Source organism: Variovorax sp. GW823-FHT04F07 (assembly GCF_058795995.1).
This window is the reverse complement of sequence record NZ_JBXAIG010000002.1, coordinates 1,124,569-1,149,938: the sequence shown is the minus strand read 5'-3', so window position 1 is coordinate 1,149,938 and position 25,370 is coordinate 1,124,569. Positions and strand designations below refer to the sequence as shown.

23 protein-coding genes are annotated in these 25,370 nt (G+C 68.4%); 10 read left to right on the top strand and 13 right to left on the bottom strand.

Translation table 11 applies throughout. From position 1 onward, the window contains the following. Positions 1 to 22: 22 nt before the first annotated feature. Positions 23 to 607 (bottom strand): DUF6306 domain-containing protein, encoded by a 585-nt coding sequence (locus tag AC1RAA_RS14575; protein ID WP_492728544.1) that lies wholly within the window; start codon positions 605 to 607, stop codon positions 23 to 25. A gap of 125 nt (positions 608 to 732) precedes the next feature. On the opposite strand from AC1RAA_RS14575, the gene AC1RAA_RS14570 reads away from it, so the two are divergent. The 5 genes from AC1RAA_RS14570 to AC1RAA_RS14550 all read left to right on the top strand — a co-directional run bounded on the left by AC1RAA_RS14570 (position 733) and on the right by AC1RAA_RS14550 (position 8,460). Then, positions 733 to 1,611 carry a LysR family transcriptional regulator gene (locus AC1RAA_RS14570; protein WP_492729816.1) on the top strand — a complete coding sequence of 293 codons (879 nt, stop codon included), beginning with the start codon at positions 733 to 735 and terminating at the stop codon, positions 1,609 to 1,611. 123 nt (positions 1,612 to 1,734) lie between these two features. Beyond that, positions 1,735 to 4,779 (top strand): type VI secretion system Vgr family protein, encoded by a 3,045-nt coding sequence (locus tag AC1RAA_RS14565; protein ID WP_492728546.1) that lies wholly within the window; start codon positions 1,735 to 1,737, stop codon positions 4,777 to 4,779. Positions 4,780 to 4,785: 6 nt separating this feature from the next. Further along, positions 4,786 to 5,625, top strand: a complete 840-nt coding sequence (locus tag AC1RAA_RS14560) for a DUF4123 domain-containing protein (RefSeq protein WP_492728548.1) — start codon at positions 4,786 to 4,788, stop codon at positions 5,623 to 5,625. 22 nt (positions 5,626 to 5,647) lie between these two features. After that, a complete protein-coding gene (locus tag AC1RAA_RS14555; protein ID WP_492728550.1) occupies positions 5,648 to 6,409 on the top strand; it encodes a DUF3304 domain-containing protein in 762 nt (253 codons plus the stop codon). Next, positions 6,406 to 8,460: a T6SS phospholipase effector Tle1-like catalytic domain-containing protein gene (locus AC1RAA_RS14550; protein ID WP_492728551.1), complete on the top strand. Its 2,055-nt coding sequence runs from the start codon at positions 6,406 to 6,408 to the stop codon at positions 8,458 to 8,460. The genes AC1RAA_RS14555 and AC1RAA_RS14550 overlap by 4 nt, the downstream gene beginning before the upstream one ends. 36 nt (positions 8,461 to 8,496) lie before the next feature. Here AC1RAA_RS14550 and AC1RAA_RS14545 read toward each other — a convergent pair whose 3' ends face one another. The 6 genes from AC1RAA_RS14545 to AC1RAA_RS14520 are packed head-to-tail and all read right to left on the bottom strand — an operon-like array spanning position 8,497 to position 14,437. Next, a complete protein-coding gene (locus AC1RAA_RS14545) occupies positions 8,497 to 9,948 on the bottom strand; it encodes an aldehyde dehydrogenase (protein ID WP_492728553.1) in 1,452 nt (483 codons plus the stop codon). 33 nt (positions 9,949 to 9,981) lie between these two features. After that, positions 9,982 to 10,692, bottom strand: a complete 711-nt coding sequence (locus AC1RAA_RS14540) for an ABC transporter ATP-binding protein (RefSeq protein ID WP_492728555.1) — start codon at positions 10,690 to 10,692, stop codon at positions 9,982 to 9,984. After that, complete coding sequence (locus tag AC1RAA_RS14535) at positions 10,689 to 11,438, bottom strand: ABC transporter ATP-binding protein (protein WP_095747464.1); 750 nt, start codon at positions 11,436 to 11,438, stop codon at positions 10,689 to 10,691. The genes AC1RAA_RS14540 and AC1RAA_RS14535 overlap by 4 nt, the downstream gene beginning before the upstream one ends. Continuing rightward, entirely contained in the window at positions 11,435 to 12,367 is a 933-nt protein-coding gene (locus AC1RAA_RS14530) for a branched-chain amino acid ABC transporter permease (RefSeq protein WP_492728557.1), read from the bottom strand. Before AC1RAA_RS14530 ends, AC1RAA_RS14535 begins: the two co-directional genes overlap by 4 nt. Further along, positions 12,364 to 13,242: a branched-chain amino acid ABC transporter permease gene (locus AC1RAA_RS14525; RefSeq protein WP_492728559.1), complete on the bottom strand. Its 879-nt coding sequence runs from the start codon at positions 13,240 to 13,242 to the stop codon at positions 12,364 to 12,366. The genes AC1RAA_RS14530 and AC1RAA_RS14525 overlap by 4 nt, the downstream gene beginning before the upstream one ends. Positions 13,243 to 13,246: 4 nt before the next feature. Next, complete coding sequence (locus tag AC1RAA_RS14520; protein ID WP_492728560.1) at positions 13,247 to 14,437, bottom strand: amino acid ABC transporter substrate-binding protein; 1,191 nt, start codon at positions 14,435 to 14,437, stop codon at positions 13,247 to 13,249. 212 nt (positions 14,438 to 14,649) lie between these two features. On the opposite strand from AC1RAA_RS14520, the gene AC1RAA_RS14515 reads away from it, so the two are divergent. From AC1RAA_RS14515 to AC1RAA_RS14495, 5 genes are all read left to right on the top strand, one after another. After that, complete coding sequence (locus AC1RAA_RS14515) at positions 14,650 to 15,609, top strand: AraC-like ligand-binding domain-containing protein (RefSeq protein ID WP_062478676.1); 960 nt, start codon at positions 14,650 to 14,652, stop codon at positions 15,607 to 15,609. Between the two features lie 257 nt (positions 15,610 to 15,866). Continuing rightward, positions 15,867 to 16,592, top strand: coding sequence for a hypothetical protein (locus AC1RAA_RS14510; RefSeq protein WP_369631616.1), 726 nt, complete (start codon positions 15,867 to 15,869; stop codon positions 16,590 to 16,592). A gap of 46 nt (positions 16,593 to 16,638) precedes the next feature. After that, positions 16,639 to 17,115, top strand: coding sequence for a hypothetical protein (locus tag AC1RAA_RS14505; protein ID WP_492728562.1), 477 nt, complete (start codon positions 16,639 to 16,641; stop codon positions 17,113 to 17,115). Positions 17,116 to 17,207: 92 nt separating this feature from the next. Then, positions 17,208 to 17,816, top strand: a complete 609-nt coding sequence (locus tag AC1RAA_RS14500; RefSeq protein WP_492728564.1) for a flavin reductase family protein — start codon at positions 17,208 to 17,210, stop codon at positions 17,814 to 17,816. Positions 17,817 to 17,821: 5 nt separating this feature from the next. After that, positions 17,822 to 18,241: a hypothetical protein gene (locus AC1RAA_RS14495; RefSeq protein WP_492728566.1), complete on the top strand. Its 420-nt coding sequence runs from the start codon at positions 17,822 to 17,824 to the stop codon at positions 18,239 to 18,241. On the opposite strand, the gene AC1RAA_RS14490 is transcribed toward AC1RAA_RS14495, so the two are convergent. Genes AC1RAA_RS14490 through AC1RAA_RS14465 form a run of 6 tightly spaced genes read right to left on the bottom strand, consistent with a single transcriptional unit; the run spans position 18,222 to position 25,345 of the window. Beyond that, a complete protein-coding gene (locus AC1RAA_RS14490) occupies positions 18,222 to 18,782 on the bottom strand; it encodes a methyltransferase family protein (RefSeq protein WP_492728568.1) in 561 nt (186 codons plus the stop codon). The two genes, AC1RAA_RS14495 and AC1RAA_RS14490, sit on opposite strands and share 20 nt — an antisense overlap. A 29-nt stretch (positions 18,783 to 18,811) precedes the next feature. Then, positions 18,812 to 19,570, bottom strand: a complete 759-nt coding sequence (locus AC1RAA_RS14485) for an SDR family NAD(P)-dependent oxidoreductase (RefSeq protein WP_492728571.1) — start codon at positions 19,568 to 19,570, stop codon at positions 18,812 to 18,814. A gap of 10 nt (positions 19,571 to 19,580) precedes the next feature. After that, positions 19,581 to 21,632: a phenylacetic acid degradation bifunctional protein PaaZ gene (gene paaZ / locus AC1RAA_RS14480; protein ID WP_492728573.1), complete on the bottom strand. Its 2,052-nt coding sequence runs from the start codon at positions 21,630 to 21,632 to the stop codon at positions 19,581 to 19,583. A gap of 58 nt (positions 21,633 to 21,690) precedes the next feature. After that, positions 21,691 to 22,422 (bottom strand): ABC transporter ATP-binding protein, encoded by a 732-nt coding sequence (locus AC1RAA_RS14475; protein ID WP_062478652.1) that lies wholly within the window; start codon positions 22,420 to 22,422, stop codon positions 21,691 to 21,693. After that, positions 22,419 to 24,320 carry a branched-chain amino acid ABC transporter ATP-binding protein/permease gene (locus tag AC1RAA_RS14470; protein WP_492728577.1) on the bottom strand — a complete coding sequence of 634 codons (1,902 nt, stop codon included), beginning with the start codon at positions 24,318 to 24,320 and terminating at the stop codon, positions 22,419 to 22,421. The genes AC1RAA_RS14475 and AC1RAA_RS14470 overlap by 4 nt, the downstream gene beginning before the upstream one ends. Further along, entirely contained in the window at positions 24,317 to 25,345 is a 1,029-nt protein-coding gene (locus AC1RAA_RS14465; protein WP_062478648.1) for a branched-chain amino acid ABC transporter permease, read from the bottom strand. Before AC1RAA_RS14465 ends, AC1RAA_RS14470 begins: the two co-directional genes overlap by 4 nt. Positions 25,346 to 25,370 lie beyond the last annotated feature (25 nt).

Below are 25,370 nucleotides of genomic sequence, written 5' to 3'. Positions count from 1 at the left end.
CCCGCGCCGTGTTGCAACTTTCTCAGGCGCCTTCTTGCGGCCCCTGCGGGGCCTGTTGCGCGCTCACGCGTGCGATGTTCTGCTGGTGCGACACCAGCATGGCCGTCAGCTCGCCGTGGATGTGCGCGTCGACGATGCGCGGCAGCAGCGCCTGCAGCTTGCGCACCACCCAGCCCTGGCCGCGGTTGAGCAGCGCCAGGCGCGCACCCAGTGCCGGCACGGCCATCGCGCGCTCGTAGAAGGCGCCGGTGCGCGTGCTGGGCGTGGCGGCCAGCGACTGGATCGCGTCGATCAGCATGCCGCACCAGCGCACCTCGTCGCGGTGGATGTCGGTCACCAGGCGCTGCAGCGCGGGGTCGTCGGTCTCGGCGGCGCTGCGCAGCGTGATGCGCGCGCCGGCGCGCTCGGCTTCGAGCAGTTCGTTCAGCGCGGCCAGCAGGTCGTCGCGGTCGCCCGCTTCGCGGTAGGCCGTGTCGAGCTCATCGGCATAGCAGACCGGGGAGGACACCTCCACGCGCTCGGGAAAACGCAGCCCCTGCGCGCGCAGCGCGGCGGGCGTGTCGGCGAAGGGCGCAGCGGCATCGTCGGGCGGGGCGGCGTGGGGCATGGGCGGCAGGGGACGCATGGGACAAGGCTCCTGGAAACGTGTGCCTGCCCATGGTGAACCGATGCTTCTCCCCAAGCCAATGAATGTTCATTGCAAATGAGTGCAAAAAAACTAATATGAATCCGATGGACATCGGCCTCGCCCGGACCTTTCTCGAAGTCGCGGCCACCGGCAGCTTCGTGGCCGCGGCCGAGCGGCTGCACCTGACGCAGACCGCCGTCAGCGCGCGCATCCGCCTGCTCGAAGACCAGCTCGGACGGCGCCTGTTCGTGCGCAACAAGGCCGGCGCGCGGCTCACCGCCTCGGGCGAGCGCTTCGTGGCCCACGCGACCACGCTGGTGCAGGTGTGGGAGCGCGCACGCCAGCATGTCGCGCTGCCGCCGGGGATCGAAGAAGGCGTGAGCGTGGGCAGCGAGCCCAGCCTGTGGCATCCGCTGCTGGCCGACTGGCTGATCTGGATGCACCGCGTCTGCCCCGAGATCGCGCTGCGCGCCGAGGTCGACAGCGCGCAGCGCCTGCTCGACGGCGTGCAGGGCGGCGCGCTCGACCTGGCCGTGCTCTACAACCCGCCGCAGCGCCCGGGCCTCGTGGCCGAGCTGCTGGCCGAGGAGCGGCTGGTGATGGTCACCACCGACCCCGAAGGCCGGCTCGACCGAACGCGCTACGTGTCGGTCGACTGGGGCCCGGCCTTCGCGGCCAACCACGAGGCCGCGTTTCCGGAGCTGGCCCACGCGCCGGTGTCGATCTCGCTCGGGCCGCTGGCGCTCACCTACCTGCTTGCCGTGGGCGGCGCGGGCTACTTCCGCATCGGCGTCGCGCGGCCCTTCCTGGCCGACGGCCGGCTGCGGCTGGTGGAGGGCGCGCCGGAGTTCTCGCATTCGGCGCACGCCGTGTATGCGCCGCAGCGCGAGAACGAGACGCTGGCGCGCGTGCGCGCCGGGCTGCGGCTGGTCGCGGCAGAGGAAGAAGGGCGCCAGGGCGGCGGCGTGCATTCGCCGGCTTGAGGCGCCGTCCTGCATCGCCGGGTGCTACTTTCAGGTACTTACGCTCGGGCCACCGGGACTCCGACAATCGGACGCATGCCACCCCGCGCAACGCGGGGAAGAAAAATAAGTTCGGGGAGTTTCATGTCCAACCACGGCAGCGTGCCTGTGCGCACGCGTTCGTCGTCACCTTCCGCTGACCGCAGCGCCCTGTGGGCCGAGCTGAGCCAGACGGCGCGGCTGTATCGCCTTGAAGCGCCCAGTGCTGCTTCATCGTCTTCGTCCGCCGCGCGAGAGAGCATCGACGCCTTGCGCGTGGAGGGCTGGGTGCAGCGCGAGGCGGTGTCACAGCTGTTCGAGCTGCGCATCGTGTGTTTGAGCCTGCGCGCGGACTTGGCGCTGTCTTCGCTGATCGACCAGCCGCTGACGTTGGTCACGGTGCTGGCCAATGGCTCGCTCGCAAAGCGCACCGGATTGATTCGCGCCGTCGAGTCACTCGGCTCCGACGGCGGCCTGGCGCGCTACCGCCTCACGCTCGTGCCCTGGCTCTGGCTGGCCACCCAGCAGGGGCGCAGCCAGGTCTTCCAGCAGCGCAGCGTGGCAGACATCATCGAACGCGTGCTCGCCCCGTACGCCGAGGCGGGCAGCTGGGCCTTCTCATCCGAAGTGAACGGTTTCCTCGCCGACGCCCCCGTTCGCACCTACTGCACCCAGTACCGCGAGAGCGACTACGACTTCTTCTCGCGCCTGCTGGCCGAAGAAGGCCTGGCCTGGCGCATCGAGGAAGACGCCCAGGCCCCGACCGGCCACAAGCTCGTCATCTTCTCGTCCAACGACACCCAGCCCGCCGATGCGGGCTCGCCCGTTCGCTTTCACCGCAAGAGTTCGCAGGAACGCAGCGACGCCGTGCAAGCGCTGGTGCGGCGCATGCGCCAGTCGGTGGCCCAGGTGCATTTGAGCGCCTGGAACGTCGACGGCAAGCGCCAGCTCACAGGCAGCGCCCCGGCGCGCTTTCCGGTCGGCGGCAAGAACGCTCCACGCCTGGAGTACGACGACGTGCTCGGCCTGAACGACCGCAGCCGCGGCTGGGACACCAACCGCACCGTCGAGCGCTACGCCGCCCTGATGATGGAAGCGGCCGAATGCCGCGCCGACCTGATGCTGGGCCACAGCACCGTGCGCACCTTGCGCGCGGGCACGCGCCTTGAGATCGATGACGCGCCTGCATTGGGCTTGCAGGCCAGGCCTGCGCTGCTGCTGGACACCATCGAGCACGTGGGCATCAACAACCTGCCCAAGGACACGGCGGCGTCGATTGCGGCGCAGCTGGGTGCGCTGACGGAACACCTGGTGTTCGACCAACCCTGCACTCCCGTGACGGCCGAGGCCGATGTGTTCGGGCTGGTGTCTGCAGCAACGGGCACGAGCAACGACTACAACACCATCTACCCGCAGCCCCAGAGCCTGGCCACCGCCCAGGCCCAGGGCTATGCCAACAGCTTCTCGGGCGTGCACGCCCCGCGCCCCTGGCGCCCCGCCTTGGCGGCGGCCGACGGTGCCCGCCTGCACGCCAGGCCCACGGCCAGCGGCGTGCACAGCGCGATCGTGGTCGGGCCCTCGGGCGAGACCACGCCCAACGGCGCCGACGAGCTGTACTGCAACGACCGCGGCGACGTGCGCGTGCGCTTCCACTGGCAGAACAACGCCAGCGACAACAGCAACGGTGACAACGCCCAGGACAACCGCAGCACCCGCTGGATTCGCGTGGCCCAGCGCCAGGCCGGCCCCGGCATGGGCTGGCAGTGGCTGCCGCGCATCGGGCAGGAAGTGCTGATCAAGTTCGTCGACCTGGATGTGGACCAGCCCGTCATCGTCGGCGCGCTGTACAACGGCCGCGGCGACGGTGGCATCGCCCCCACGCCCGGCGGCGCGTCGCGCACCGGTGAGAACAGCGAACAAGGCACCGACAGCAACGACGTTTTCGCCCAAGCGAACAACGCCTCGCCCAGCGCCCAGGCCAACCTGGCAGCGGGCCATGCCCCGCCCTGGCACGGCGCCAGCGCCGACGACAAGGGCCACCGCAACGCCGCGGCTCTGAGCGGCTTCAAGACCAAGGAGTTCGGCGGCGAGGGCTTCAGCCAGCTGGTGTTCGACGATTCGAACCAGCAGCTGCGCGTGCAGCTGCACGCCAGCACCGCCCACAGCCAACTGAACCTGGGCCACCTCATCCACCAGGCCGACAACTTCCGAGGCAGCTTTCGAGGCCAGGGCCTGGAGCTGCGCACCGATGGCTACGCCGCCCTGCGCGGCGGCAAGGGCGTCTTGCTGAGCACCTACCACGGCGCAGGCGGCCAGAAGCTGGAGCCCGTGGGCGACTTCGCCGCCGGCATGGCGCTGCTCAAGCAGGTCCAGCAGCTGGGCCAGGCGCTGAGCGATGCCGCCAGGACCCACGAGACCGTGCAACTGGCAGGGCACATCGGAGCGACCAAGGCCAACGAATCCCTGTTGGACAAGGAGCGCGCCCCGTACGCCGCGATGGAGCGCACCGCCAGCGGCATGGTGACGGCCGATGCGCTCGATGCCGCCTACGCGGACGCCGCAGACAAGGCCATCGCCACCGGCGAAGGCAAGGTGCCCCACACCAGCGACGCCGTGATCGCGCTGGCCGCACGCGGCGGGCTGGCGATGGTGGCAGGCCAGCAGCTGCAGGTCGTCAGCGGCGAGACCGCCACGCTGGCCAGCGGCGGCGACATCAACCTGGCGCTGGCCGACGTGCTGCGCGTGCACAGCGGACAGGCCATCGGCGTGCTGGCCGGGGCGCAGAAGGCCGATGCGGACACGGGCCTGTCAATCATCGCGGGCAACGACGACCTGGACTTCCAGGCGCAGCACGACGAACTGCGCGTGCAGGCCAAGGAGGCCCTGAAGATTGCCAGCACCGACCAGACGGTGGAATTCGCGGCCAAGAAGAAGATCCGCATCGCGACCGCGCAGGGCGCGTCGATCACGCTGCAGGGTGGGGACATCACGTTCGAGTGTCCGGGGAAGATCACGTATCACTCGGTGCAGCGGAAGTTGGCGGGGCCGGTGCAGAAGAGCTACCCGCTGCCGGCATTTCCCAAGAGCATCTGCGTGGCGTGCCTCCTGAAGTCGCTCAAGTCGGCGCCAGCCTTCACCCAGGTGGAGTAACGCACGATGAACCTGATCGACAAGCACGCGCCCGGGTGGATCGACGCCTTGTTTGCGGACGGCGGCCCTCTTGCCTCCGGCGCTGAGGGATTTCGCTACGCCTTGATCGATTGCGCCTTCGCTCCGCAATGCCATCAGCTGCTCGAGAGCCACTTGGGCTTCGGCTCTTGGCGGTCGCTCTACGAGAACATGCCCGGCGCTTCGGATGAAGCGATCCAGCATTCACCCGTGCTGCTGAACGTCGATGCCGTCGAGAGGCCCTTGCTCGATCGTGTGCTGCTGCTGACGAATGGCTTGCCGATGCTCAGCTTCATCCGCTCGAACGAACCGCTCGAATCGCTGTTCGAACGCCTGAGCCCCTGGTGCATCGTGAATGCGGACGGACAGTATTTCGTGCTGCGCTTTCCCGACACGCGCCGCCTGCCGGATGTGCTGGCTGCGCTGTCTCCGTTGCAGCAGATGGCGTTCTGCGGTCCCGGAGCCACATGGAATTTCCGTCGGCGCGACGCCAGCTGGAGCAGTTTCCTTGCACCGGGGAAAATGGCATCCACGTCGCTGGTTCCATGCGCACTGGTACTCGATGGTGATCAATGCGCGCTGCTCATTGCCGGCAGCGAAGCGGATGAAGTGATCGCGAACCTGCTTCAACTTTCGCCAGCCTACGAAGCGCAGCACCGGCCCTCGGTGCTGCACGCACTGGCTGTATGCGGGCTCGCCGCAGCCGATGCCATGCAGTTCGACACGGTGGCGCAAAGGATGAGGCTGTGTGAAGTTTTTTGGCAGCATCCCGAACTCAGCCACGGCACTGGCCCGGACCATGAAGCGCTGCGCGCCTTGATGGTCTAGCGCATTGCAGCAGGAACAACAGATGATTCTCAAAAACTGGCTCCTTCCCCTCGCGTTTCTTGCATCCCTGGCTACGGCAGGATGTGCCACCGGTCGTGCTGACACGGTTCCGGCCTCGGTCAGCGGCGTCAACTACACCGACCAGGACATCCGTTACCGGCTGTTCGATCCCAAGGACCCGAAGCAGACCGTGGTCGCCTCCGAAGAGATCGGCCCATTCGCCGCAGGGGGCGTGATCTGTTGCTACAACGTGCCGAAGATGTGGGCGCCCGGCATCCAGGTCGGTGTGATCCTGCAGAGCTACGACAACAAGGCGGGCGATTACCGGCCGCGCCAGACCTTCATCGTCGATCTGCCGCCTTACGACAAGAGCGGCAAGGCAGGGGATGTGTGGTTCATCAACTATCCCGATGGAACGGTGGGGGTGGTTTCAACCGCGTACCGTCCCAATGGCGACGAGTGGCCCGGGAAGATCAAGGGGTGGCCCAAGCCTTCATTGGCCTTTCAACGTGAGTTGTGGGAGCGAGACATGCGGTTGGCGCAGGAGAGTCTCAACGCAAGCAAGAAGTCCATGGATGAATTCAATCAGGACCCATTGGCGTCTCTCAAGAAGACTTGGGACTTCTACTTGGAAGAGCGAAAGCAAAAACGACCTCCCAAAGAACTCCAGATGTTTACTGGCCCAGCCGACCCGGAATTCCTCATCCACGAACGCCAGTGGAAGGAAAAATCACTGCAGTACTCACGCGAAAAGGTCGAGCACCTCATGAAGGTGAAGCCATGACTGCGCAGCTCATTTCCTCACTTGATGAGCTTGCTTTTTCAGATCTTTTGAACCGAGAGCGATTTTTCGGAGGGGATCAAAGTGAACGCATCAGAAGAAATTACGAGATAGGTCGGGAGTTGCGCCCCATCGGTCAGCCCGGCAAGTCCTGTGACGTGAACCTCTTCATGGGCTTCTTCTTCGACGGCACGCGCAACAACTACGACCGCAGCACCAGAGAAAAGGATCACACGCATTCCAACGTCGCGCGCCTGTACGGTGCCTATCCAGGCCAGCATGTGCCCGGGGTGCCAGCCGACCCCGATGCGCAGTGGACCACGAACCCCGACAACTACCAGCAGTTCTTCAAGGTGTATGTGCCGGGCGTGGGGACGCCGTTCACGCAGGTGGACGACAGCGGCACCGGCAAGGACGCGCTGCTGGGCAACGCCACGGCGCTCTACGGCGAGCGCCGCATCCTGTGGGCGCTGGCGCAAGCGCTCAACTGCGTCTACCGCTACCTCACCCGAAGCGGCAACGGACCAGGGCTGTTCTCAACCGAAGAAGTGCTGAAGTTTTGCAAGGCTTTCGACCTCGGGCGGGAGGAACTGCTGGAAGCGGGCAAAGGGTCCGCCGACAAGCGCCAACGCGAGAACAAGAATCGCCGGACGCTCGAAGCGATGCTCAACAAGCTGCACGAGTCAGTCAAGCCGCACATGATCGATCCCGCAACGGGCCAGTGCAGCAAGGTTGATCCTGGGCGCGTGCAGCGCATCTTCGTCAGCGCATTCGGCTTTTCGCGAGGTGCGGCGGAGGCACGGGTTTTCGTCAACTGGTTCCTTGCGATGTGCGAGATCGATGCTCAGCTCCGCGGGCAGACCGGGCCGACACTGGCCTCGTTTCCGGTGACCTTCGACTTTTTGGGACTGTTCGATACCGTCGCGTCGGTCGGTGTGGCGGCCTCGTCCCTTTTCGCCGACGGCCATGGCGGCTGGGCTGACGCTGACACGTCGATGCGCATCCCGGCCGACGTGCCCTGCCTGCACATCGTGGCCGCGCATGAGTTCCGTCGCAGCTTTCCGTCGGATTCCGTTCATGTCAGCAATACGCTGCCCGCGAATTCTCGGGAGTGGGTGTGCCCCGGCATGCACTCGGACGTCGGCGGAGGCTACATGCCGAAGGAGCAGGGCAAGGGGATCGATGAGGCGGGCGAGGACATGCTTTCGCGCATTCCTTTGGCCCTGATGTACCGCGAAGCACGAATCTTGGGCGTGCCCCTGAAACTGGAACTGGCACGCCCAGTCATCCAGAAGCAATTCATGGTCGCCAAGGACCTGATCCGGGACTTCAACGCTTACCTTGCCGTATGCCAGGTCAAGGAAGGCGTGCTGCGCGACATCATGGCGGAGCAGCGCAAGCTGTTCATCCTGTGGCGCAAATCCTGGGCTGGTCGCGCGGCCGAGATGACTTTCGTCCAGCGTGCTTCGGCCGAAGACCGGGCGGACTTGGTGTCGGCTGACGAGCAGTTCGTCAAGGAAGTGAAGGACTTCGAAGCCTGGCTCAAGAAAAAGAAGCGGATCAGCGGCCGCAACAGCCCCGACGGCACGCCGCACGAAGTCGACAACGTGCCCGGCATCGATTCGGAGCGGGTCGGCGAGTGGGGGCGCATCGAGCCGTACTGGAATGAGCCCGTGCTCACCAGCAAGCTGTTCGAAGACCGCGTGCACGACTCGCATGCATGGTTCAAGCTCACCGGGCCCGAAGCGGCCGAGTTCAAGGAGCAGCTCGAAAAACTGGTGGCCCGGAAGAAAAGGGCGGACGAGGCGCGCGGGCAGATCGATCCACCCAGGGGCGGGGCGCCCGCCGGGCTGACGCGCCGGCAGGAGCAATGGGTGAACCTGTACCTGACCAAGGGCGAGTACGCGCCCGAATTCACGGAAGGGCGCGAATGGTATGCATGGGGGGCCGGCTACCTGCGCTATCGCCGTGTGTATGCGGGCGCGGACGAGACACGGCTGACTCAGAACCGTCGGCCCGCCGAAAGGGAATCGCGGGAGCCGATGACGGCTTGATCGGAAAGGCGGGGCGGCGCCCTGCCGCTCCCTTGTTCAGAACGGATAGTGCCGAGGCGTCGTCTGCACCGTGATCCACCGCAGCTCCGTGAACGCTTCGACGCCGGCCCGCCCACCGAACCGCCCGTACCCTGACGACTTGACACCGCCAAACGGCATCTGCGCCTCGTCGTGCACCGTCGGCCCGTTGACGTGGCAGATCCCCGCCTCGATGCGCTGCGCCACGTTCCATGCACGCGCCACGTCGCGGCCGAACACCGCTGACGACAGGCCGAACTCGTTGTCGTTGGCGATGGTCACGGCTTCCTCCACGCCGTTGACGCGCACCACGGCCTTCACTGGACCGAAGGATTCCTCGCGGTAGATCTCCATCGCCGGCGTCACATGGTCGAGCACGGTCGCCGGCATCAGCGTGTTCTCGGCTTTGCCTCCGCACACCAGCGTCGCGCCCTTGGCCAGCGCATCATCGATGAGCGCGTTGCAGCGCTTCACCGTGCTCATGTCGACCACCGAGCCGAGCACCACCGGGCCTTCACGCGGATCGCCCAGAGGCAACGCCCGCGCGCGCGCCGCGAACTTAGAGACGAACTCGTCGGCCACCGCGTTGTCGACCACGATGCGTTCGGTTGACATGCAGATCTGCCCCGAGTTGGCGAACGAGCCGAAGATGGCAGCGTTCACCGCCGCGTCGACGTCTGCGTCGTCGAGCACCACGAAGGGCGCCTTGCCGCCGAGTTCGAGCACGGCAGGTTTCAGGTACGTGGCGCAGGTCTGCGCGATGAGGCGGCCCACGCGCGTGGAGCCGGTGAAGTTGACGCGCCGCACCGCCGGGTGCGCGATCATGGCCTCGACCACGGCGCCCGCGTCGGCCGGCGCGTTGGTCACGAAGTTGACGGTGCCCTGGGGCAGGCCGGCCTCGGCCAGTGCTTCGATGATGAGCGCATGCGTCTCGGGGCACAGCTCGGAGCCCTTGAGCACGACGGTGTTGCCGCAGGCCAGCGGCGTGGCGATGGCGCGCGTGGCCAGGATCACGGGGGCATTCCAGGGCGCGATGCCCAGCACCACCCCTGCCGCCTGCCGCACGCCCATGGCGAGGCTGCCGGGCACGTCGGACGGAATGACCTCGCCCGCGATCTGCGTGGTGAGCGACGCGGCCTCGGTGAGGATGCCGGCCGCCAGGTGCACGTTGAAGCCCGCCCACAGCGCCGAGGCACCGGTCTCGCGGGCCATGGCCTGCACGAAGGCGTCGGCGCGCGCTTCGAGCGCGTGCGCGGCCTTGAGCAGCAGGGCGCGGCGTTCGTTGGGGCCGGTCTGCGACCAGGTGGCGAAGGCGCGCTGCGCGGCGTCGACGGCAGCGACCGCGTCGGCGGGCGTGGCGGCGGGGGCGCGCGTGGCGATGCCGCCGTCCAGCGGGTTGCGGCGCTCGAAGGTGGCGCCGCCGGTGGCCGCGCGGCGTTCGCCGTCGATGAGCATGGAGATGTCGGTCATGGATGTCCTTTGCAAGAAAGAGGAAGAGGGTGTTCAGGCCACGCCCAGGTAGGCCTGGCGCACGGCGTCGGAATGCAGCAGCGCCTGCGCTTCGCCCGAGGCGACGACGCGCCCGCGTTCGAGCACGTAGCCGCGGTCGGCGGCCTGCAAGGCCTTGCGCACGTTCTGTTCGACCATGAGCACGGTCACGCCCTGGTCGGCGATGCGGCGCACGATGGCGAGCAGCTCGTCGACCATGCGCGGCGCCAGGCCGAGCGAGGGCTCGTCGAGCATCAGCAGGCGCGGCCCGCTCATCAAGGCGCGCGCCACGGCGACCATCTGCTGCTCGCCGCCGCTCATGGTGCCGGCGAGCTGCGTGGCGCGTTCTTTCAATCGCGGAAAGTCGTCGAAGGCACGCGCGAGGCGCTCGGCGCGCAGCCGCGCGGGAATGAGCCAGCCGCCGAGCTCGAGGTTCTCGGTGACGGTCATCTGCGGGAACAGCTGGCGGCCCTCGGCCACCAGCGCCAGGCCGCGCCGCACGCAGGCGGTGGCATCGGCGGACGGCAGCGCCGCACCGTCGAGCACCGCATCGCCCGTGCGCGGCAGCAGCCCTGCGAGCGCCTTGAGGAGCGTGGTCTTTCCCGCGCCGTTGGGCCCGAGCACGACGGTGACGCCGGGCGTCACGTCGAGGTCCAGGCCCTGGATGACCTGGAAGCCGTGGTAGCCCGCGGACAGGCCGCGCACGGTGAGTTGTGTGCCGCTCATGCCGTGGCCTCCATCTCATCGCCCAGGTAGGCCTCGACCACCTCGGCATTGCGCACGACCTCGGCCGGCGTGCCGTCGGCGATCTTGCGGCCCTGGTGCAGCACCAGCACGCGCTCGACGTACTTCAGCAGCGTGGTCACGGCATGCTCGATCCACACGACGGCGAGGCCGTGGTCGTCGCGCAGGCGGCGGATGCGCCGCGCCATGGCATCGACCTCCGCCTCGGTGAGGCCGGCCGCCACTTCGTCGAGCAGCAGCACGCGCGGCCGCGTGCCGAGCGCCATGCCGATCTCGAGCAGCCGCTGCTGAGAGGGCGTGACGTCGGCCGCGATCTGCGTCGCGAGGCCGCCCAGGCCCAGCATGTCGAGGATCTCGCCGGTGCTGCCCAGGCCCGCGATGGGCGCGCGGCGGCGCCCCGCGAACTGCATGCCGAAGCGCACGTTGTCCTCGAGCGTCATGTCGGCCATCACGCGCGGTGTCTGGAAGGTGCGTGCGATGCCGTGGGCGGCGTACAGGTGCGGGCCGCGCCGCGTGAGGTCGACGTCGCCTTCCACCAGCAGCCGGCCCGACGTGGGCATGACCACGCCCGAGATCGCGTTGAAGAAGGTCGTCTTGCCCGCGCCGTTGGGGCCGATGATGCCGACCAGCTCGCCCGCATGCAGCGTGGCGCTCACGGCATCGACGGCGGTGAGTCCGCCGAAGCGCACCGTGAGGTCGCGGGCTTCGAGAAGCGGCGTGGCTTTCATGGCGCGTGCCTCCGCAATGCCGCTGCCTTGCGCTGCCACAGCGACGCGAGGCCGTTGGGCAGGTACATCACGCACAGGATCAGCAGCAGTCCCAGCACCATCATGTAGCCGTAGGGCAGTTGGAGCCGTAGCGTCTCCGACAGCAGGCTGAACACGATGGCCGCGGCCACCGGCCCGCCGATGCTGGCGGCCCCGCCGATCATCGCGATCAGCACGGTCTGGAAGCCGATGAAGGGGCTGAACACGGCGGCCGGTTCGATGTAGGTCCAGCGCACGGCCATCGCAGCGCCCACTGCACCGGCGAAGGCGGCGGTGAGCGCAAAGCCGGCGATCTTCACGCGGCGCGTGTCCACGCCCAGCGTCTGCGCGCGCTGCTCGTCGGCGCCGATGCCGGCCAGCGCCAGGCCGAAGCGGCTGCGCTTCACGAGCAGCGCGGTGGCAATGGCCGCGCCCGCAATCGCCAGCACCGTGAGGTACACCGTCTCGTTCGACGGCACCACCGTGAGCACGCGGCCCACGGTGCCCGAGACCTGCTTCTCGACGAAGGTGACGGCATGGCGGATCAGCTCGGTCATGCCGAAGGTCAGCACGGCGAAGTAGGTGCCGCGCAGGTGCAGCACGGCCGCGCCCATCAGCACCGCCACCGCGCTCGCGATGGCCGCGCCGCTCAGGATCACCAGAGGCCAGGGCAGCACCTCGAGCAGCGTGGCGCTCGCATACGCGCCCAGGCCGAAGAAGGCCGAAATGGCCAGCGACAGGTAGCGCGTGGCACCGCAGAACAGCGACCAGCTCGTGGCCAGCGCGATGTACATCAGGCAGCCGAGCGCGACCGAGGCGATGAACTCGCTCGCGACCCACGGCACGGCGGCCGCCAGCACGAGGCCGATGCCAAGCACCCACCACGGTTTGTTTTGAAAGAGGGAAATCATCTTCTGGAGAACAGTCCGTTGGGCCGCCAGATCAGCACGCCGATGAACACGGCATACGACAGCAGCATCTTGAGCGAGGGGCTCGTGTAGTACATGCCCAGCGCTTCCACCACGCCCAGCAGCAGGCCGCCGACGAGGCTGCCCGCGATGCTGCCGAAGCCGCCGAGGGTGATGACGATCAGTGCCGTCACGGTGTAGGGCTCGCCCATCGAGGGCGAGATCTCGTAGGTCATCGACAGCAGCGCGCCGGCCACGCCCGACAGGCCCAGGCCGATGCCGAACATCAGCGGGTGCAGCCGCCTGGTGTTGATGCCCACGAGCTGCGCGCCGGTGGGCGACTGCATCAGCGCGCGCACCGCCTTGCCCAGCAGCGTGAGCTTGAGCAGCGCGATGAGCACGAGACTCAGCGCCAGCGCCACGCCGAACAGCACCAGCTTGTTGGCGGTGAAGCGCATCTCGCCCAGCTGCACCGGCTCGGCCAGGTAGTCGTAGCCGCGCAGGTCGCCGCCCCACACGAGCAAGGCGGTGTTCTGCACGAAGAACATCAGGCCGAAGCCGACCATCAGGCTGCGCGCCTCGAACACGTCGACGTTCGGCGCGCGCGCCGCCACCTGCCGGAAGCACAGCCAGTGCACCGCCATGCCCAGCGCCATCAGCAGCACGAAGGCCACCGGCATGAACAGCAGCGGCGAGACGCCCAGCGCCGTGTGCGCCCACCACGTGAGAAAGGCGCCGAGCATCAGGAACTCGCCGTGCGAGATGTTCATGATGCGCATCAGCCCGTACTGCAGGTTCAGTCCGATGGCCACCAGCGCGTAGATGCCGCCCGTGATCAATCCGCCGGCCAGGAGCTCGGCCCATCCAGAGAACGACACGCTGTTATTTCCAGGCCGGCTTGGGCATCAGTTGCGCGGTGGCGCGGTCCTTGGGCCACACCACTTCGAAGTCGCCGCCCTGCCACTGCGACACGGTGCCGGGGATCGACGCGTTCTCGCTGCCTTCGAAGCGGATCGGCCCGAGGATGGTCTTGAACTCGTTCTTCGCGATCTGCTCGCGCAGCGCCTTGCGATCGAGGCCCACTTTCTCCACCGCCTGCTGCAGGATCTGCAGGCCCGCCCACGCGTGGCCGCTGGCCCAGCGGTCGGGCTCCTTGCCGAACTTCTTCGTGTGCGCATCGAAGTAGGCCTTGGCCTCGGGGCTGGTCTTGCCGTTCCACGAGCCCATGCCGATCACGCCCTCGGTGTTGGCGGCCATCACGTTCTTGTAGAGCTGGAAGGCCGTGCCCACCGAGGCGTAGAAGTACTTCGGGTTGAAGCCCACCTCGCGCGCCTGCCGGCTCGCCAGGATGGTGTCCGGCGGGTAGGTGATGCCGATGAAGGCGTCGGGGTTCAGGTCCTTCATGGTGCGCAGAACCGGCGCAAGGTCTTTCACGCCCAGCGGGTAGCTCTTGCGGTCGAGCACCTGGATCTGCGTTTTCTTCAGCGCGTTGTTCAGCGCCGCGAAGTTCTCCAGCCCGAACAGGTCGTCCATGTAGACGATGGTGATGGTCTTCACGTTCTGCGCCACCAGCATGTCGACCAGCGCGCCCATCATCTTGTCGGGCTGCTGCAGCAGCGAGAAGAAGAAGGGCAGGCGCATGTCGATCAGCTTGCGCGACAGCGCAGTGGGCGCCAGCAGCGGGTAGCCGAAGCGGTTGGCCAGCGGCGCGACCGCGAAGTTGGCGCCCGATCCCCAGGGCGGCAGCACGAGGTCGACCTTGTCGCTGCCCATGAGCTTCTCGAAGGTGCGCACGCAGGTCTCGGTCTCGCTGCGGTCGTCGTAACCGATGAGCTCGATGGGGCGCTTGGCACCCTTCACCGAGAGGCCGCCCGCGGCGTTGACCTGCTCGGCCCACAGCAGGTAGTTGGGTTCCTGGCTCACCTGCGCGCCCGCGGCCCAGGGGCCGGTGCGGGCGATGGCGTAGCCGATGCGAACGGGCGCGCCTTGCGCGAACAGCTGCGGCGCGACGGCGGCCGCGCCCAGCGCAGTAGCCGTGCCCTGAATCCAGTGGCGGCGAGTCGGGTGAAGCATGAGGGTCTCCTTCCGGGCGTCGGTATGCGCCCGCTGACCGGGATCGTAGAAACGCACGCCCTTTGCCGCTGTGCCTGCCGCGCACAAAGCACTTGACGCAGCGTGCAGGCGCCTAGTGGTTAACCCGCAAAGGCGAGGGCTTTGCGGGCACTCCACAATGCGCGGCATCCCGCCGCCGTGTTGCAATCTTTCGTCTTCACTGCTTTCGCCCCATGACCGCGTCCCTGCTCCTGTCCACCGACGCCATCCCGCCGAAGGAACGCGGGCCGCTGTGGTGCGAGTGGGTGTGGCGCCACTTCGGCGGCCTCGGCTCCGACCTGTACGGTGACAGCGATTTCGACGGCCACCTGGCGTCCTCGCACGCGGGCGACGTGATCCTCACGCGGCTCGAAGCTAACCGGCATCGCGTCTTGCGAACCCCGCAGATGGCGCGCCTGAGCGATGCGCCCTACCTGAAGATCGTCGCGCCCTGGCAGGGCTCGGCCGAGGTCACGCAGCGCGGGCGTGCGGCGGCCGTGCGCGCGGGCGGCTGGACGCTGTACGACACCACGCTCGACTACACCGTGGCCAATCCCGAGCGCAGCGACCACCTCATCGTGATGCTGCCAAAAGACCAGATCGCCTCGCCCGCGCTGCCGCTGGGCGACCTCGTGGCGCGGCGCATCGGTGGCGACAGCGGCATCTCGCGCGTGGCGCTGGAGACCATGCGCAACACCTACCTGGAGCTGCCCCACATGAGCGAGGCCGCCGCGCGCGGCGCGGGCGAGCTGCTGATCCAGTTGGTGCGCCTGTCGCTCATGGAGCTGGCGGGCCGCAGCACCGCCCAGACCCAGCGCGAGGCACTGAAAGACCGCATCCACCGCCACGTGGCGCAGAACCTGCGAGACCCCGCGCTGTCGATCGACGGCATGGCGCTGGCCCTGCGTTGCAGCAAGCGCCTGCTGCACCAGGCCTTCGCGGGCGACGACGACACGCTCACCGGCTACATCCAGCACCAGCGGCTGGCGGCCAGCATCCGCGACCTGATCGACCCCGCGAACGCCGCACGCTCCATCACCGACATCGCACTGGGCGCGGGCTTCGGCAACCTCTCGCACTTCAGCCGCGTGTTCCGCGCGCACACGGGCGGCAGCCCGAGCGAGTTCAGGCGGCAGGCGATGGTGCCGCGTTGATCGTGCGGGTGCGCGTCGCACACCGCGCGCTGCTTGCAGAGTTGCCATGAATGCTTAAGCAGCGCTTGTGTCGAAGCGGGCATCAAACTTAAATCTTCTCGGTTAACTGACTTCGCGACGGGCGTTTTCAGATCAAAAAAAAGATGCATTAACGCGTGCGCAGCCTCGGGAGCGGCGCTTCCCGCTGGTATGGTCGTGCGCGCAATTCAGCTCCACGCCACCACGCCCGTTGTCGACGCATTGGGTACTTGCTTCACATGCCCCTTCGTCACGACCGCATCTTTCCGCGCTACGCGTTCTACTGTGTGCTGGCCGGCCTGGCCGCGATCTATGTCTTCTGCGCCATGGTGTTGGTGCCGGCCAAGATCTACATCCTTCCGTACCTCATCACGCCGGACTTCGTGCGCTACAAGGGCGCCTTCTTCGTGCTGGTGCTGGCGATCCCGGCCGCGATCTACCTGATCTGCTGGAAGGGCAGCGACTTCTTCGCGTGGCTGCGTACCCCGCAGGTGCTGACGCTGACCGCGCATGGCCTGCAGCTGGGCACGCAGACCGTTGCCTTCGCCGACGTGACGCGGCTGCGCCATCGCCACAACCGCAATCACCTGCTGCTCACCACCCGCGACGGCCGCACGCTGCGCCTGCGCCTCGACCTGTGGGACGACCCGTACGCGCTCGTCGCCGAAGTGGAAGAGGCCGTGGGCGAAGTGCTGCGCCACGACGTGGAGCGCCGCCTGCATGCGGGCGACACCGTGCCCTTCGGCGCACTGGCCCTCAATGCCGAAGGGCTGGTGCACAAGGGCCAGCTCATCGCGTGGTCGAGCATCGACACGATCCGTACGCAGTCGGACGCCGAAGCGATGGACGTCGACGAGCACCTGCTCATCGTCGCCAATGGCAAGACCCGCAAGATCGATCGCTCGAAGATCGACAACGAGCCGGTGCTGATGGTGTGCCTCATGCAGCGCTTGCCGTCAGCCTGAGCCCTTCTCTTTCTTTCTTCAATCTCCAAAGTACAGCGACTCCAAAATGGAAATCTACAGCTCCGCCAGCCAGCAGGAAAAAACCCGCCAGGACCGCCCCGTCTTCTACTCCCGCACACGGCTGATCGCCGGTGCCACGCTCTGGGTGGTGGTGGCGGTCGTGCTGGCCGTGCTGTGCATCCGCGCGCAGGACAAGAACATCGGCATCCTCATTGCGGCGGGCTTCGGCCTGCTGGCCGCGTGGCTGGCGGTCAAGTGCATCCGCACGCTGGCCAACATCGGCACGCCCGCTTTCGTCATCGGCCGCCAGGGCCTGACCTTCGAGAACGGCTTGCTGCTGCCGTGGCACAACATCGTCGAGAACACCTGGGTCAACCAGGACTACATGGGCATTCCCATCGGCAAGCAGATCCAGATCAAGACCGACCTGCCCAAGCCGAAGGCCCGCGTGCTGCGCCGCGCGACCGCGCTGGAGATTTCGGGCGACGAGTACCTCGCGCTGTGCGACGCCTATGCGGCGTGACGGGCAACAACCGCGCGTTTGAGCAGCCCGGCGCCTGCTGGTAGGCTGGCGGGCCGCCATCCTCCGGGCTCGCTTTCGCGGGCCTCCCGCGCATGAACGCCTCTCACCGCCGGCCGGTTCCGTTGAACAAGGCCTACCGTCTCCTGAACCACGGACCCACCGTCCTCGTGAGCGCCGCACACGACGGCCGGCGCAACATCATGGCCGCGGCCTGGGCCATGCCGCTGGACTTCGATCCGCCCAAGGTGGCGGTGGTGCTCGACAAGAGCACCTGGACGCGCGTGCTGCTCGAGGGCGCGGGCAGCTTCGCGCTGCAGGTGCCCACGCGCGCGCAGCTCGACCTGACCGAGGCGCTGGGCAACAGCTCGGGCCGCGAGATCGCCGAGCGCGACGGCAGCGACAAGTTCGCCGCCTACGGCCTCTCGACCTTCGCGGGCGAGGTCACCGGCACGCCGCTGCTCGAAGGCTGCGCGGCCTGGCTCGAATGCCGGCTGCTGCCCGAGCCGCCGATCCAGCAGCGCTACGACCTGTTCCTGGGCGAGGTGATCGCGGCGCAGGCCGATGCGCGCGTGTTCTCCGAAGGGCGCTGGCATTTCGAGGGGCATGACGAGCTGCGCACGCTGCACCACGTGGCGGGCGGGCACTTCATCGTCGACGGCGAGGCGGTCGATGCGAAGGCGCTGCCGCGCCTGACACCGTAGCCTGCATGCCGGACCTGAACCAGATCATCACCGTGGTCGGCTACAGCCTCATGGGCCTGCTGGCGGCCATGATGGGGTCGTTGGGCCTGGCCGCGCTGTGGACCTGGCGCGACTGGCCCGGCGCCGACCGCCTGACCGGCCTGGCCGCGCGGCTCGCGATCCTCACGTGGATGGTGGGCGGCGTGATGCTGATCGTCGGCGGGCTGGCGATGGCCGGCCTGGCGACCTGGGTCATCTTCTGGGCGTCCAAGCCGCTGCCGTCCACGGTGCTCGGTGTTGCGGGCTACGTGGCCTCGCGGGCCGTGCTCGTGGTCATGGCGGTGCTGCTGGTGCGCAAGGGCGGGCTGGTGCTCGCGGCCTGGTGGGGCGCGAGGAAAGAAGAGGGCGCGCCCGAAGCGCCCGGCGCTACAGCACGAAAGGAATGAAGCGCCGCGTGCCGCGCATGTACGCGCGGTAGTCGTCGCCGAAATGCGCGAGGCATTCCTTTTCGTCGCGCAGCGCCGTCAAGAAGAGGAACAGCGTGGCCATCAGCACCAGCGCCAGCGTGAGCCAGGTGAACTGCTTGAGGAAGGCGCCCCAGGCCAGCAGCATCAGCGCCGTGTACATCGGGTGGCGGATGTAGCGGAAGGCGCCAGTGGTCACCAGCGCCGAGGTCTTTTCAAAACCGTACAGGGCCGGGTCGTCGTTGCGCGCCTCGCTCGGCCTGCCCTGCGCCTTGAGCAGCCGCACCGCGTGGATCGGCAGCCAGATCGACAGCGCCAGCAACACGCACGAAAGCAGCTGCGTGAACGAGAGCGGATCGACATGCCACACCGGCAGGTTCAGCACGATCAGCACCAGCATGCATTCCCACGCGAAGAAGCGGTAGAAGCCGTGCGAGCCGGGCTGGCTCAGCGGCCCGCGCGACACGTACAGCAGCGCGGCCGTGCCGGCGACGAAAAGAAAGAGCTGGAACCAGAGGAGCATGGCGGCCGAATTTACACGGCCCGCAAGACTCAGCCGGAGATCGAAAACCCGCCGTCGACCGGGATGGCGGTGCCGGTCACGTAGTCGGAGGCGGCGCTGGCCAGGAACACGGCCGTGCCCGCGATGTCCGAAGGCTGGCCCCAGCGGCCGGCGGCGGCGCGCGCCTTCACGCGCTCGTACAGGCCCGGGATCTGGGTGCGCGCACCGTCGGTCAGCTCGGTCTCGAACCAGCCCGGAAGGATGGCGTTGACCTGGATCTGGTCGGCCGCCCACGAGAGCGCGGTCGACTTGGTGAGCTGCACGATGCCGGCCTTGCTCGCGGCATAGGCCGGCGCGTAGGGCGCGCCGAAGATCGACATCATCGAACCGATGTTGATGATCTTGCCGCCGCCCGCGGCCTTCAGGTGCGGGTGCGCGGCACGGCTGCACAGGAAGGCGCTGGTGAGGTTGGTGTCCATCACCTGGTGCCACTCGGCCAGCGCGAGCTGGTCGACGGGCTTGCGCACCGTGGTGCCGGCGTTGTTCACGAGGATGTCGAGCCGGCCGCAGCGCGCGGCGACCTCGTCGAAGGCCTGCTGCACCGAGGCTTCGTCGGTCACGTCGAGTGCGAGCGCGAAGCTGTCGCTGCCCAGGGCCTTCAGCGATTCGACCGCGGCGGCCGACTTCTGCGCATTGCGCGCCGCGACGATGACGCGGGCGCCGGCCTTGGCGAGGCCCTGTGCCATGCCGAGACCGATGCCGCCGTTGCCGCCGGTGACGAGCGCGACTTTTCCCGTGAGATCGAACATCAGGTGGAGCTTAGGTGGTGGTGGGTTTCTTGGAGACGAGCGTCAGGATATCGTAGCTCGCGACCAGTTCGCCCAGCTGGTTGGTCACCTCCACGTCCCAGGCCACCACGCCCTGGCCCTGGCCGCTCGCGTCCTTCTTGTTGCGGTCGATCTTGCGCTTGCAGGTCAGGCGCGCCTGGATGGTGTCGCCGATGCCCACGGGCTTGACGAAGCGCAGCGTGTCCAGGCCGTAGTTGGCCAGCACCGGGCCGGGCGAGGGCGACACGAACAGGCCCGCGGCCGCCGACAGCACGAAGTAGCCGTGCGCGATGCGCTTGCCGAAGGGCGAGGCCTTGGCCGCCTCTTCGTCGAAGTGCATGTAGAAGTAGTCGCCCGAGATGCCGCCGAAGGCGACGATGTCGGCCTCGCCCACCGTGCGGCGGTGCGTGAGCAGCGAGTCGCCGATGCGCAGTTCCTCGAAGTAACGGCGGAAGGGATGCACCTCGCTCTCGCGCAGCGCGGCGCCGCGCACGTGCTCGCCGGTCACGGCGGCCAGCATGGTGGGCGAGCCCTGCAGCGCGGCGCGCTGCAGGTAGTGCTTCACGGCGCGCAGGCCGCCGAGCTCTTCGCCACCGCCCGCGCGGCCCGGGCCGCCGTGCTTCAGCACCGGCAGCGGCGAGCCGTGGCCGGTCGATTCGGCGGCGGCCTCGCGGTCGAGCACCAGCAGGCGGCCGTGCCAGGCGGCAGCGACCGGAATGGCCTTGGCCGCAATGGCCGGGTCGCGCGTGACGAGCGTGCCCACGAGGCTGCCCTTGCCGCGCGCGGCCAGCGCCAGCGCTTCGTCGATGCCGTCGTAGGGCATGAGCGTGCTGACGGGGCCGAAGGCCTCGACGTCGTGCGCGGCATCGTGTTCGAGCGGCTTGCGGCTCAGGAGCAGCGTGGGCGCGAAGAACGCGCCTTCACTCACGCCGTCGCCCACGGGCGAGAAGCCGTCGCGTTCGCCGTACACCAGCTCCGCGCCCTGCAGCAGCGTGGCGACGCGCTCGGCCACGTCGGCCTGCTGGTCGCGCGAGGCGAGGGCGCCCATGCGCACGTCTTCGCGCGACGGATCGCCGATGACGGTCTTGGCCAGGCGCGCGCGCAGCTTCTCGGCCACCGCATCGAGGTGCTGGCGCGGCACGATCGCGCGGCGGATGGCGGTGCACTTCTGGCCGGCCTTGGTGGTCATCTCGCGCGCCACTTCCTTCACGAAGAGATCGAACTCCTCGTCGTCGGGCGTCACGTCGGGCGCGAGGATCGCGCAGTTGAGCGAGTCGGCCTCGGCGTTGAACGGGATCGACTGGCGCACCAGGTTCGCGTTCACGCGCAGCTTCGCGGCCGTGTCGGCCGAGCCGGTGAAGGTGACGACGTCGGGCCCTTCGAGGCGGTCGAGCAGGTCGTCCGTGCCGCCGATCACGAGTTGCAGGCTGCCCTCGGGCAGGATGCCCGACTGCACGATGAGCTTCATCAGCGCCTCGGTGAGGTAGCTGGTGGCCGTGGCCGGCTTGCCGATGCAGGGCATGCCCGCCAGGAAGCTGGGCGCGAATTTCTCGAGCAGGCCCCACACCGGGAAGTTGAAGGCGTTGATGTGCACCGCCACGCCGCCGCGCGGCACCAGGATGTGCGTGCCTGCGAAGCCGCCCTTCTTGCCGAGCGGGAAGGCCGGGCCTTCGTGCACGAGGTTGCCCGAAGGCAGCTCGTTGGTGCCGATGCTGGCGTAGGCGCTCAGCGTGCCGGCGCCGCCCTCGATGTCGATCCAGCCGTCGGCGCGCGTGGCACCGGTGTGGGCCGACACGGCATACAGCGCTTCCTTGTTCGCGGCCAGGTACTTGGCCAGCGCCTTCAGGCGCTCGGCGCGCTGCTGGAAGTCGAGCTTCATGAGCGCGGGGATGCCGACGCGGCGCGCGTGCGCCAGCGCCTCGGCGAAGTCGATGGCCTCGGCGTGCGTGCTCGCCACGGCCTGGCCGTTGACGGCGCTGCGCAGCGATTGGGCGGCTTCCTGGCCGATCCAGCGGCCGGCGATGTAGCTTTGAAGGGTGGTCATGGCGCGTGTCCTTTGAAGAGGGAAGGCGCAGCGGCGCGGTGCGCGCGCTGCGCGGGGGTCATTTCTTGTTGCCGATGCCCAGGTAGGTATCGATGATTCGCTGGTCGTGCAGCAGATCGCCGGCATTGCCTTCGAGCGCCACGGCGCCCATCTCGAGCACGTAGGCGCGGTCGGCCACCTGCAGCGCGGCGCGGGCGTTCTGTTCCACCAGCAGCACCGAGACGCCGTGCTTGCGCAGCTGCGACACCACGCGCAGCACCTCGCGCACCACCAGCGGAGCCAGGCCCAACGAGGGTTCGTCGAGCATCAGCAGGCGCGGGCGCGCCATGAGCGCGCGGCCGATGGCCAGCATCTGGCGCTCGCCGCCGGAGAGCGTGGAGGCCATCTGCGGACGGCGCTCCTTCAGGCGCGGAAAGATCTCGAAGATCTCGTCCATGCGCGCACGCTGGTCACGCTGGCCCTTGCGCCACTGGTAGAAGCCGCCGAGCAGCAGGTTGTCTTCGACCGACATCTCGCCGAACAGCTCGCGTCGCTCGGGCACCAGCGCCACGCCGCGCGCCACCATGGTCTCGACGCCGGGGCGCGCGATGCGCTCGCCGTCCAGCGACAGCTTGCCGGTCGACTGCAGCAGGCCCATGGCCGCGCACAGCAGTGTGGTCTTGCCGGCGCCGTTGGGGCCGATCACGGTGACGATCTCGCCCTCGTTCACGTGCAGGCGCACGCTGTGCACCGCCTCGACGGTGCGGTAGGCGACGCAGAAGTCTTCCAGTTGAAGGATCGGGTGGCTCATCGGGCGTCTTCCAGCAGTTCGTCGTCGGCGCCGCCCAGGTAGGCCTCGAGCACGCGCGGGTTGGCCTGCACTTCGGCCGGCGTGCCGGTGGCGATCACGGTGCCGAACTCGAGCACGGTGATGCGGTCGGCGAGGTTCATCACGAACTCCATGTCGTGCTCCACCACGAGGATGCCCAGGCCTTCGGCACGCAGTTGGCCCAGCAGCTCCGATAGCGCGCGCTTTTCAAGATGGCGCAGGCCGGCGGCGGGTTCGTCCAGCAGCAGCACCGAGGGCTGGCCGGCGAGCGCGCGTGCGATCTCGACCACGCGCTGCTGCCCCAGCGAGAGCGAGGCGGCCGGCGTGTCGGCGTGCGCGCCCAGGCCGCAGCGCTCGATCTGTTTGCGCGCCTCGGCCATCAACGCGGCCTCTTCGGCGCGGTCCAGCCGCAGCATCGCCGCGAGCCAGCCGCGTTTCGCGCGCAGGTGCGCGCCGAGCGCCACGTTCTCGACCACGCTGCGCTGGCCCAGCAGGCGCACGTGCTGGAAGGTACGGCCCAGGCCGCGCGCCGCGAAGGCGCGCGAGGGGCGGCCCGACATGGCATCGCCTTCGAGCCGCACTTGGCCCGAGCTGGGGTCGTCCACGCCCGAGATCATGTTGAAGAAGGTGCTCTTGCCCGCGCCGTTCGGTCCGATCAGCGCGTGGATCTCGCCGGCCTTCAGCGTCATCGAGATGTCGTTGTTGGCGATGAGGCCGCCGAAGCGTTTGCTGACCGCGTCGGCCTGCAACAGCATCGTGCCTGCCGCCGGCAGCACGCGCTGCGCGAGCTGCGCCGCCGGTACGGCTGCGTTGGCGGCGGGCGCCTTGGCCACCGGCCGCACCCAGCGGCTCACGAGCCGCGCCAGCGTGGGCCACAGGCCGTCGGCAAAGCGCTGCAGCACGAACAGCATCAGCAGGCCGAACACCACCACTTCGAAGTTGCCGCTGGTGCCCAGCAACGCGGGCAGGATGTCCTGCAGCTTCTCTTTCAGCAGCGTGATCAGCGTGGCGCCGAGCACCGCGCCCCACAGGTGGCCCGCGCCGCCGACCACCGCCATGAACAGCATCTCGATGCCGATGTTCAGGTTGAACGGCGTCGGGTTCACGAAGCGCTGCATGTGCGCGTAGAGCCAGCCCGACACGGCCGCCAGCAGCGCGGCCAGCACGAACAGCTTGATGCGGTGGCGTGCCGTGTCCACGCCCATCGACTCGGCCATGAGCCGGCCGCCCTTGAGCGCGCGGATGGCGCGGCCTTCGCGCGAGTCGAGCAGGTTGTGCAGCGCCCACAGCGCCAGCAGCAGCACGGCCCAGATCACCACGCCAAGCGCGCGCGGCGAGGCCAGCGAGATGCCTGCGACCACGAGCGGCGGCACGCCCGTGATGCCGGTCTGGCCGCCCAGGAACTCCATGTTGCCGAGCAGGAAGTACAGGCTCAGGCCCCAGGCGATGGTGCACAGCGGCAGGTAGTGGCCCGACAGCTTGAGCGTGACCGCGCCGAGCGCCCAGGCCAGCGCGAAGGTCAGCACCAGCCCGAGCAACAGGCCGAGCCACGGCACCAGCGCCGAACCGGCGATGCCGCCCAGCCAGCCCGCGGCCGTGGGCGAGGTGCAGATCCACGCGGTGGCATACGCGCCCATGCCGACGAACGCGGCCTGGCCGAAGGAGGTCATGCCGCCCACGCCGGTCAGCATGACCAGCCCGGCGGCCACCAGCGCATACAGGCCGATGTTGCTGAGCACCGCGACGGTGAAGTCGGGCAGCCAGCCCCAGGCCAGCGCGAGCGCCACGATGCACGCCAGCGTGAGCGTGCGCGGCGTGACCAGCGGACGGCCCGCGTGCGCGGCGGTGGCGGGCGAAGATGAAGTCGACGGCGCGCTCATTCCTCGTCCTCCACGTGGTGGCTGCGCAGCGAACGCCACCACAGCACCGGAATGATCAAAGTGAACACCAGCACTTCCTTGTAGGCACTGGCCCAGAACGAAGAGAAGGCCTCCAGCAGGCCGACCAGCAGCGCGCCCGCGAGCGCCAGCGGGTAGCTCGCGAGCCCGCCGACGATGGCGGCCACGAAGCCCTTCAGGCCGATGAGAAAACCGGTGTCGTAGTAGACCGTGGTGATCGGTGCGATCAGCAGGCCCGACACCGCACCGATGAGTGCCGCGAGCGCAAAGCTCAGGTCGCCCGACAGCTCGGTGGGAATGCCCGAGAGCCGCGCGCCCACGCGGTTGATGGCGGTGGCGCGCAGCGCCTTGCCGACCATGGAGCGTCCGAAGAACCAGAACATGGCGATCACCAAGAGCAGCGTGACGCCCACCACCACGAGCGACTGGCCGCTCACGGGGATGCCGCCGATGTCGAAGCGCACGTCCGAGAACGGCGTGGTGCGCGAGCCTTCGGCACCGAAGAAGAACAGGCCCAGGCCGACCAGCACGCCGTGCAGCGCGACCGAGACGATCAGCAGCATCAGCACCGTGGCATCGGCCAGCGGGCGATAGGCCAGGCGATAGAGCAGCGGGCCCAGCGGCGCGATCAGCACCAGCGTGGTCACCGCCTGCATGGTCATCGACGTGGGCTTGAGGCCCAGCACCAGCACCGCGGCGATCGCCGGGAAGGCCACGCACCAGGTGAAGGCCGAGCGCCAGTCGATGGTCGCGCCGCGCTTCCAGCGCCACACCTCCACGGCCAGCGCCATGACGCCCAGCGCCACCAGCAGCCACAGCGTGGCCGGCGTGCGCCCGCCCTGCAGCGCTGCCATGGAGAGCGCACCGAAGGCGACGAACTCGCCCTGCGGAATGAAGATCACGCGCGTGACCGAAAACACCAGCACCAGCGCGAGCGCCATCAGTCCGTAGACCGCGCCGTTCACGATGCCGTCCTGCCCCAGCAACAGGGCAATCTGCAAGTCCATAAAACAACCTTCGGGCGTCGCCCGT

What these genes read in the sequence shown, in the direction of transcription:
- AC1RAA_RS14575 (WP_492728544.1), bottom strand. Translation starts at nt 607, where the DNA reads ATGCCCCACGCCGCCCCGCCCGACGATGCCGCTGCGCCCTTCGCCGAC.
- AC1RAA_RS14570 (WP_492729816.1), top strand. Translation starts at nt 733, where the DNA reads ATGGACATCGGCCTCGCCCGGACCTTTCTCGAAGTCGCGGCCACCGGC.
- AC1RAA_RS14565 (WP_492728546.1), top strand. Translation starts at nt 1,735, where the DNA reads ATGTCCAACCACGGCAGCGTGCCTGTGCGCACGCGTTCGTCGTCACCT.
- AC1RAA_RS14560 (WP_492728548.1), top strand. Translation starts at nt 4,786, where the DNA reads ATGAACCTGATCGACAAGCACGCGCCCGGGTGGATCGACGCCTTGTTT.
- AC1RAA_RS14555 (WP_492728550.1), top strand. Translation starts at nt 5,648, where the DNA reads ATGATTCTCAAAAACTGGCTCCTTCCCCTCGCGTTTCTTGCATCCCTG.
- AC1RAA_RS14550 (WP_492728551.1), top strand. Translation starts at nt 6,406, where the DNA reads ATGACTGCGCAGCTCATTTCCTCACTTGATGAGCTTGCTTTTTCAGAT.
- AC1RAA_RS14545 (WP_492728553.1), bottom strand. Translation starts at nt 9,948, where the DNA reads ATGACCGACATCTCCATGCTCATCGACGGCGAACGCCGCGCGGCCACC.
- AC1RAA_RS14540 (WP_492728555.1), bottom strand. Translation starts at nt 10,692, where the DNA reads ATGAGCGGCACACAACTCACCGTGCGCGGCCTGTCCGCGGGCTACCAC.
- AC1RAA_RS14535 (WP_095747464.1), bottom strand. Translation starts at nt 11,438, where the DNA reads ATGAAAGCCACGCCGCTTCTCGAAGCCCGCGACCTCACGGTGCGCTTC.
- AC1RAA_RS14530 (WP_492728557.1), bottom strand. Translation starts at nt 12,367, where the DNA reads ATGATTTCCCTCTTTCAAAACAAACCGTGGTGGGTGCTTGGCATCGGC.
- AC1RAA_RS14520 (WP_492728560.1), bottom strand. Translation starts at nt 14,437, where the DNA reads ATGCTTCACCCGACTCGCCGCCACTGGATTCAGGGCACGGCTACTGCG.
- AC1RAA_RS14515 (WP_062478676.1), top strand. Translation starts at nt 14,650, where the DNA reads ATGACCGCGTCCCTGCTCCTGTCCACCGACGCCATCCCGCCGAAGGAA.
- AC1RAA_RS14510 (WP_369631616.1), top strand. Translation starts at nt 15,867, where the DNA reads ATGCCCCTTCGTCACGACCGCATCTTTCCGCGCTACGCGTTCTACTGT.
- AC1RAA_RS14505 (WP_492728562.1), top strand. Translation starts at nt 16,639, where the DNA reads ATGGAAATCTACAGCTCCGCCAGCCAGCAGGAAAAAACCCGCCAGGAC.
- AC1RAA_RS14500 (WP_492728564.1), top strand. Translation starts at nt 17,208, where the DNA reads ATGAACGCCTCTCACCGCCGGCCGGTTCCGTTGAACAAGGCCTACCGT.
- AC1RAA_RS14495 (WP_492728566.1), top strand. Translation starts at nt 17,822, where the DNA reads ATGCCGGACCTGAACCAGATCATCACCGTGGTCGGCTACAGCCTCATG.
- AC1RAA_RS14490 (WP_492728568.1), bottom strand. Translation starts at nt 18,782, where the DNA reads ATGCTCCTCTGGTTCCAGCTCTTTCTTTTCGTCGCCGGCACGGCCGCG.
- AC1RAA_RS14485 (WP_492728571.1), bottom strand. Translation starts at nt 19,570, where the DNA reads ATGTTCGATCTCACGGGAAAAGTCGCGCTCGTCACCGGCGGCAACGGC.
- paaZ (WP_492728573.1), bottom strand. Translation starts at nt 21,632, where the DNA reads ATGACCACCCTTCAAAGCTACATCGCCGGCCGCTGGATCGGCCAGGAA.
- AC1RAA_RS14475 (WP_062478652.1), bottom strand. Translation starts at nt 22,422, where the DNA reads ATGAGCCACCCGATCCTTCAACTGGAAGACTTCTGCGTCGCCTACCGC.
- AC1RAA_RS14470 (WP_492728577.1), bottom strand. Translation starts at nt 24,320, where the DNA reads ATGAGCGCGCCGTCGACTTCATCTTCGCCCGCCACCGCCGCGCACGCG.
- AC1RAA_RS14465 (WP_062478648.1), bottom strand. Translation starts at nt 25,345, where the DNA reads ATGGACTTGCAGATTGCCCTGTTGCTGGGGCAGGACGGCATCGTGAAC.